The sequence below is a fragment of the Campylobacter showae genome (genome assembly GCF_900573985.1).
Lineage (GTDB): Bacteria > Campylobacterota > Campylobacteria > Campylobacterales > Campylobacteraceae > Campylobacter_A > Campylobacter_A showae_E.
The window spans coordinates 291,634-299,757 of record NZ_UWOK01000002.1; the positions used below are offsets into that span (position 1 = coordinate 291,634).

General features: G+C 38.1%; 6 protein-coding genes. 2 read left to right on the plus strand and 4 right to left on the minus strand.

The genetic code is table 11. The features are described 5' to 3' along the window. Nucleotides 1-26 precede the first annotated feature (26 nt). Together EE116_RS12090 and EE116_RS12095 are read left to right on the plus strand one after the other, a co-directional pair. Nucleotides 27-974 (plus strand): AraC family transcriptional regulator, encoded by a 948-nt coding sequence (locus EE116_RS12090; RefSeq protein WP_122874495.1) that lies wholly within the window; start codon nucleotides 27-29, stop codon nucleotides 972-974. A 667-nt stretch (nucleotides 975-1,641) separates the two neighbouring features. Then, nucleotides 1,642-2,388: a hypothetical protein gene (locus EE116_RS12095; protein WP_122874496.1), complete on the plus strand. Its 747-nt coding sequence runs from the start codon at nucleotides 1,642-1,644 to the stop codon at nucleotides 2,386-2,388. Nucleotides 2,389-2,618: 230 nt separating this feature from the next. Here the strand turns inward: EE116_RS12095 and EE116_RS12100 are convergent, their stop codons facing one another. The 4 genes from EE116_RS12100 to EE116_RS12115 all read right to left on the minus strand — a co-directional run bounded on the left by EE116_RS12100 (nucleotide 2,619) and on the right by EE116_RS12115 (nucleotide 6,913). Continuing rightward, nucleotides 2,619-3,719, minus strand: a complete 1,101-nt coding sequence (locus tag EE116_RS12100) for a hypothetical protein (protein ID WP_122874497.1) — start codon at nucleotides 3,717-3,719, stop codon at nucleotides 2,619-2,621. Between the two features lie 10 nt (nucleotides 3,720-3,729). Next, a complete protein-coding gene (locus EE116_RS12105) occupies nucleotides 3,730-4,932 on the minus strand; it encodes a Cj0814 family flagellar-dependent secreted protein (protein ID WP_122874498.1) in 1,203 nt (400 codons plus the stop codon). 9 nt (nucleotides 4,933-4,941) lie between these two features. Then, entirely contained in the window at nucleotides 4,942-5,760 is an 819-nt protein-coding gene (locus EE116_RS12110) for a cell surface protein (RefSeq protein WP_122874499.1), read from the minus strand. 85 nt (nucleotides 5,761-5,845) lie between these two features. After that, a complete protein-coding gene (locus EE116_RS12115; RefSeq protein WP_122874500.1) occupies nucleotides 5,846-6,913 on the minus strand; it encodes a Cj0814 family flagellar-dependent secreted protein in 1,068 nt (355 codons plus the stop codon). Between the last annotated feature and the right edge of the window lie 1,211 nt (nucleotides 6,914-8,124).

An 8,124-nucleotide genomic window follows, 5' to 3' on the forward strand; every position in this document is an offset into this window, starting at 1 on the left:
ATTATTTTTTGCGGCAGAGGAATTTTATGTCAAAGATCGTCGAGATGAACAAATTTATCGCCAAATGGCAAGAGGAGCTAAATCTAAAAAGCTACAAATTTGCGGGCGAATTCGACTTTGAGTGTAGCGATTTTAGGGCTAACGTCGAGCAGTTTAATTTACCATCCGGATTTAGCTATTGCGGTTCAGGTATCGAATTTAGAGACGATACGGCGATGCATACCTTTCACGAGGAGGATTATTGTTTTTTGTGGTTTAATACGGGAGATAACCTAATCGAGCTAAAAGACCTGCGAACGGGCAAATGCGTAAATTTTGCTCCAAACACCGTCCTAATCGGTAAAACTATTAAAAATTTCGAAGGCGCTTTAAAATATCAAGGCGGTAAAAAATACTCAAACCAGTGCATCCCCGTAAGCAAAACGGCCGCCTTGGGACTGGATATATTTAGCGGACTTGAGGATGATAAATTTAGCTCCAGAAGCGTAACAATAAATTTGCGCCAAAGGCTTGTGCTGCGCGAACTGGCTGCTTCGCGCTTGTATTGCGGGCGATTAAGGGAGATATTCGTAGAATCTAAAATTTTGGATTTAGTTTGCAAAAGCTCGCCGTCCAAGCCAGATAAAAGCGAATTTGACGAGGCAAATTTGTGCGAACACGACATAAAATCCATATATAAGGCAAGAGAGCGGCTGCTTTGCGATCTGCGAAATCCACCCACCATCAAAGAGCTCTCCCGCGCTTGCGCTATAAATGAATTTAAGCTCAAAAAAGGGTTTAAAGAAATTTTCGGCACTACTATCTACGCAGCGCTGCAAAACGAAAGGCTTAAAATCGCCAAAGAACTACTTTTAAGCGGAGATATCAACGTGTCCGAAGCGGCAAATATCGTCGGATATAAAAGCCTCGGGCACTTCGGACAGGCTTTTAAGAGCTATTACGGGGCGTTACCTACGCAGATCAAAAAGCGATAATTTATGCGGTTTTTAAGTCACCAAGCTCGCATATTTTATTTTTACCTTGCTTAAGGCTTTTTATTTTAATCTGGATGATTAACGCTATGGACAATAATCCATAGTATGACAGCACTATTTATCTACTCTTATGAAGGCCCAGTTCATATGTTCTTGTTTTTGCTCAAAACGGTTGCCATTAAAGTACTTATTGAGATTATAAACTTCTGGCTCAGTAAGCCGGGGGTCGGGAGTTCAAGTCTCCCCCGTGACACCAAAACACCCTATTTTAGGCATCGGAAAAGTTTCTTCCGATCTTTCCCTTTCTTTAATAGAGTGGAACACTTTGATAAAAAAGTGGAACACTATCTCAAAAAAGTTTAAAATCATATCATGCCTTTGCTTCATAAACAATGAAAAACGGTAAAAAATAAAAATATTTTGCCACAGCCAAGCAATCTAATAGTTTTATTTGGTACCGACAAATTATGTGGCTATTTTTAAATATAATGATACTTTTACAATGGATGCAAGGGCTTGCAGTTTATATTTTGTAGGTTTAGATTAACTTTTTTAGAAGTTCGTAGGATAAAAGCTTTAGGGTAGTTTTAGCCTGAACTATCGTCAGAACCCCCTAAGCTACTGCGGATTATAATACAATCAATATAAAAAAGCACTTAGGAAGTAGATGTTTAACATAGTCCAAAGCCAGTATGAAAAAATATGCGATATATTTAAACAAGGCTACGATGGCTTTATGGATCACGAATTTGAGGCCAGAATAAAAAGAGCGATATCGGTATTGCATTTTAAATATTTACTTGGAGCCTGCAAAGAAGCTAACGCCGTATTGCCAAAAACAGACCTAAACAACCTCAATCTATTTGATTTAATAATTTCAATCTACAATAAAAGACGTAGAACCCATCAGGCCAAGTTTTTCTTACTGCACTGTTTTGAGAGCGGACTTCGTAGCACTCTAGCCATCAACTTTTCAAATTTATACAACCAAGACGCCGATGATTGGTTCTTTAAAACAGATAAGCCTGAGCTTGGAAGGATATTAAATATAGTAAAAAGGCGTTGCAAAAATGAAGACCTACAAAATCTAGGAACATTTGGCATATTCGATAAATTTTATATGATAGACCTAGAAGAGCTAAGCGATGAATATTGGCACACAATAGAGCACATCTTTGCAAGCACGAGAGAATACAAGTCCCAAATACTTCCGGCTTACGGACGCCAACACCTAATAACCAAAATAGGGCAAATAAGAAAAGCTAGAAATGAAATATACCACAATAATCCTACAAAGATAAAATTCGCAAAAGATTTGGAAATATTGCTTTTACGAATGGGTTACAATTTACAAGATGCTATCGGCGGCTGCGATTTTAGAGGCGATATCAAGCTACAATACAAATATGATTAGAATTATACAGCCCATAAAGACCATAATAATCATGCAAGCCTACAAAAAAGCTAAATTTGCCATTTTCGCAGATCTGCAGAACCTACTATACCAGCTTGCGTAACTTCATCCAAGTTGTCCGCTTTTTGTTCGTATAGGTACTTGCCCCGTAAGCACTCGATCCGCCAAGCTCGGCGAAATATTTATTTAAAATGCTTTTTAAACCCTTACTCGCGCATGGATTTTGGGCATTATGCGATAATATCCGTCTTGCCAATCTTGCCCACTTTGCGCAGTATTTCCATTATATCCGTCCCTTTTTCGTGTTCGGCTTTCAGGAAATTTTCAAAGAATTCACGCTTTATATCCTTATAAACATAGGTTTTGCTTTTGCTAGTAGCCTGGATAGGTTTAAATTTATTCTCTTCGGGCGTTTCTTTAGGAGCTTGATCGCTTACTGCACTTTCTTTTAGGGCTATATTTTGCAGTATGTCTGCGATATTCTCGCCTTTGTTAAATGCATCTTTTAAGAAATTTAAAAACTCTTTTTTAGTTGCTTCATCTGCGTAGCTCACCTGTTTTACCATCTCTTGTCCCCAAAAGACCGCAGGCCGTTTCCCTGATATCTGGTCAAAATTTAACTTACCGTCTTTGAGCGAGATTTTGACCTTTGCATTCTCTCCTAGTATCTTTTCGGCGGCAAATTCGAGCCATTTATCTTTAAATTTATCTATGTCCATATCGGAGTCGAGCAAGTCGGTGATCTCTCTCAGCATAACAAATCCCGGCATAAATCCAGTTCCTACGCCGCCTAAATCCGTGCGAACATCGTCAACGTTTAAGTTTTTATATCCGGCTAGTCCTTCGTTCGCCGCTAAAGCTTTAGTACTGTCTATAAATTTTTTTAGCTCGGTAGCTTTTTCTTTGTCGATACTCGGATCAAGTCCGTTTATTTTACCCCAGACGCTGATTTTATCGTCCTTGGTGTAGCCGCTTAGCGAAAATATCCTCCTTATAGCTACTGGCTCGTTCGGATTTAGACCAAGCTCTTTACGCCAGCTATCTTCAAACTTTTCAAACCCCATTTTTATTCCCAGCCATTTGCTTAAGTTTTTACCCGTTAGCTTCCCTGGATCGACATTTTCCGCCCAAATTTTGAGCTGATCTCGGTCTAGTTTTTCTGGATCAAGAGCGTCATAATCAATATGTCCTGTTAAATTCGGCTGTGCAATCGCCAAATTAGAAGCTTGATTTGCCGCCTCTTTTTCCTCATGCGTCTTTAAATTTTGCCCATGAGAGCTACTAAAATCATAATTTACGTTTGCGCCAAATCCGTTTACACCGCTTATCATATTAATCCTTTTAAGCCTTTATATCCACACCCTTAGCGTTAAATTTCATCATCGCCTCAAGTTCTTCTAAATTTTTTCTAGCATTTTGCTCTAGCTCTTTGTCGTATTTTCTATTTTTACCCAGCATCTTTTGCGTTCGCTTTTCTTGCTCGATTAGCTTTTCTAGGCGTTTTTGAGCCTCTTTCATATCCTCTTGCATTATTTCAAAGAGGCTTTTTGATTCTTTGCCGTCGGAAGTTATGTTAGAGTTGCCGCTCAAGGCAGTGCTACCGGGTAAAAGCGACTCTTGCATTTTTTGAAACGTTAGTACATATTCTCGGTAATCCTTGCTAAGCCCGTCAAGCTCGCTTCCTTTGATGCCGTAGATGTTGCGCGAATCAATAAAGGCGTCCAGCTTTTGTCTGTATTCTTTGCCGCTTATGCTTTTGTCATAACCTTGCATTTTGCCCCAAACCGTAGTTTCGCCCTCTCGTACGTCTAAATTTGAGTTTATTACGGCTGCTATCAAGCCTCCTTTGGTTATACTACCGTCAGGGTTGGTGTATCTTTCGCCGTGAGGATTTACAAACACGCTCACGTTTTCGCTCTCTTTGCCGCCGTTATTATTATCAAAGATATTGGTTGACGGCTTATATTGCGGCGTTGTTGTTAACGCATGATATGAGCTATTAAAAAATAGCGTTTCCATATTGGTTTTTCCAGACTTATCGTTAAAGGCGCTACGTGCCGACGCATAGTCGTAGATGTTTTTATTTACTTTAGTTACTTTTAGACTTGATTTCTCGTACTCGTATCCTTGAGGAAATTTAGCGAGGTCTTCTTTAGTAAAGCTCTCTTTTGAGTTTAGTAGCTCGTCGCCCGCTACTTGGGAGAGAATTTTATATGCATTACCAACGGTTTTTGCTATGTCGATTTTTGAAAACATTTTATTAAATACAATAGCCTTATCATTTACGTTCACAAGCGATTTTAAGGTATCTGAGTGGATTTTGTAGTACTTTGGGATACCTGCGGCTTCGTTAAATTCGGACGTAAAATATCCGTCCTCATCGACTTTATAGCCTAAAACTTCGTTAAATTTGTGCTCGACCGTATCCGGCTGCGAGATTTCATTTTGTTTCAAAATCTCAGTTTTTGAGCCATGCTTAACATTTACGTTTAGGGAAAAACTTTGTCTAGAAAAAGCGGAATAGTTGTTAAGAGCGTTTATCATATTAATCCTTTATGCTTTTACGTCAAATTTGCCTAGTTTTGCTAGTTGATTTAAAATCTCCGTTATATCCGTCCCCTTTTCTCGCTCGGCTTTTAGGAAATTTTCAAAGAATTCTCGCCTGATATCCTTATTCTCGTAGGTTTTGCTTTTACTAGTGGCTTGGATGGGTTTAAATTTGGCTTCTCTATTTTGCTTGGCTAAATTTGCGTTATATTCTTCGAGTTCTTTGCGCATTTGCTCGTTCATCTCTTTGCGAGCTTTCATAGTCTTTTCGACATCTTCCGCATAGAGTTTTTTAAAATCTTCTATACTAATGTCGGCTCTATGCATTAAACTATCTCCAAAGTCGCTCATGGCGGCTCCTTCTGGCAAAGAGTCTCTAAATGCGTTTAGTTCCTCTTGCTCCTGCTTGGTTCCAAATCCTAAAATTTTACCCCAAATCGTCGGTTTGCTGTCTCTGGAGTTACTCATCAGCATCCACATATAGGTTTGCAGATTGGCGTCGATGATGTCTTCTTTGCTCTCAGGCTCTTTTTGTCCTATACCGCGCAGCTCTTCGGCCGTATATTTTTTGGATAATATGCCGTCTATCTTATCAATCGTCTTTGTTATCCAGTTTTCGTCGCTTTTGTCTATCTCGATAGCATCTTTTACGATTTCTATGATAGTTTTACTTCTGTATTCTTGCAGTTCTTTTTGGATTTCTTCTTTGCTTTTTGAAGCTTGCATTTGCTCGTTCGCCAAATTCGTTTTAGCGGTTTTATCTGCAGGAGTTAAATTTGACTTGAAATTTGCCGTAGAAATATTTAAATTTGAGCCGCTTATCATTTTCAATCCTTTAAGACTATATCGGATAAAAAGGACTTTTCTTTAGCATAAACCAAGAAGCCAATTGTACTAATAAAATATCAGGCTAGATATTCGTTTTTCCTTTAGGGCGGACGGTTTCTTTTTGAAACGCCTCCAGCCTTAGTGCCAGTTTATCCACTATGCTATCGGGCGTTTCGTTCTTATGTAGACTCACAAGCCCGTCCCCTAGAACTTTCTTTAAAAATTCCTTTATGATTTTGGTATTTTTTAGAAAATCGGATATGGTTATGGGCATATCGTCAAAGCTTTGGCTTCTCATATCTTGCGCATATGTTTGGACTTGATCCGTCAGCCTAGTTTCCCCGCTATCGCTCGCTATGGGCGGGAAGCCTTTTAGAAACTGCATAAATACGCCCTCTCTGGCGTATCCGCCCTCTTTTTCGTAGACCGACGTATCGGGGTTAAAGCTAAAGCCGTCTTTTTCCTGCAAATTTGACGAGCCTAGAGTAGAAAAATTTAAAAGATATACGCTAAGGCTAACTCCGTATTTTTTAATATCGCTTGAGAGTTCGCCGGCGTTTTGTAGCTGAGTTTGAGTACTATAGACGTTTGATACGGCAAATAGGCTAACGTCTTTTAAAAAATTACTCTTGCCAAACGGTTTTTGATTGATATTTACGCTAAAGCCCTTGGGTAGCTCTTCTAAGTCGCTTTGGCTATACGTTTCTTTGCCTTCAGGGGCGACTGTGTTAAACAGCTTGTAGTATTGTTTCACCGTGTCGGCTACGTCGATATTTTCAAAGGGCTTTTGATCCGGCGAGGGCGTAAACAAATAAGCCTTATTGTTAAACCTGACTATCTCGTCGATAGAGCTTTTATGGATTTTGAAATTTTCGGGAAGCCCGGCTGCTTTGTTGAAGTCGCTACCCATATAGCCAGAATTATCCACCGAGTATCCGTAAGCCAAATTTGAGCCGAATTTTAACGAGTTTAAATTATGATCTTGCGTGGCGCTTGACGTCAGATCGTATGTTTTAAATGCGGCGGTCTCAGTTGTGCCGCTGCTCTGAATAAGATTTGCGAAGCTAACGTCCTGCATTTTGGCTTGCTTCTTTTCTTGAGCTTTGGATAGTATCGACGAATAATTTATCTTAGCGGCGGAGACGTTCACGACTTATCCTTATTAAAAATAAATTTAAAGAAGGATAAGCAAAATTTATTCCTTTATAATCCGTAGTTTTCTCTCAAATGCCCCTATTATATCAAGGCTTGATGCTAGAGAGTACATTATTATGTTTGATTTAGCACAAATTATTTTGCCTCATTCCAAATAACAAGATTGTCGTTTATGCTGAGACTTGGACAAGTATTATATATTTGCGCCACAAGGACCCAAAAGAGACAAAATTATAATACTTCTAGGCTCTATCTGCTTTAATTTATAAATATTGGATCTGAGGCAAAGTATAACTTCTAACAACACAGAAGCTATTATCATTTGAAGCGTTTCTTATATTATAGCGTATTTTTAATTTTAGTTTCCCTATAAATTTGAGTAAATCTATTAAATAAATCACTTGAAGTTTTTGATATTTTTTTATCATCTAGTTCCATGACTTTATATTTTAAATGTTTCTTTTATTGTTCTTTTAGTGCCTCTTCGCTTTGCATAATTTTTTCTACTTTTTCTAGTTCTTCTCTAAAATTCCTAAATTCGGCCGTTTGCGCGCTATAGATATATTATTTGCTAATACACTATCTTTTATTTTTGTTGTTCCTCCTTCAAGTTATCATGGGGTTTTCGCTCTTTAAGAAACTCATAAATAAGGCTTCTTTAGTATACCCGTTACTATTTTGATATCTGACATATCGGGATTAAAACCCGCGCAAGCCATTACGTGAGTAATTTGTTCTTAGACTATTTGGACTAAAATCTAGCTGGTGCAGAAATTAAAATCTACGCCACTTCTTAAGATCATTTTGAGTTTACCGCTTCCTCGAAGTTGGTTTCTATAAATATTTGTTACTTTTCTTCACTTCTATCATTTAAAAAAATTTATGTTTCTTTTTTCTGTTAGATCGCCTCTTATATTAAATGTTTTCATACCTTTTTGAGCTATAGCCTCTTGGTAGGTTTAGCAATCGCTATCTGTAAAATAGTCTTTGTTGAGATATCCCCCATAACTTGAGAAATATATTATAATATTGACCTATAGTATTTGCTATATCTATGTCCGTCAAATACATTGTTGCCAATAGTTTACCTGTTAGCATTGGGCAATAAAAAACCGTTTAAAATTATTGTCTTTTGTGGCATGTCTATAAAATTCATCTAAACTTTTTTTCTATGAATCTTAAAATTTGAAGGAAGGCCGGCTGCCT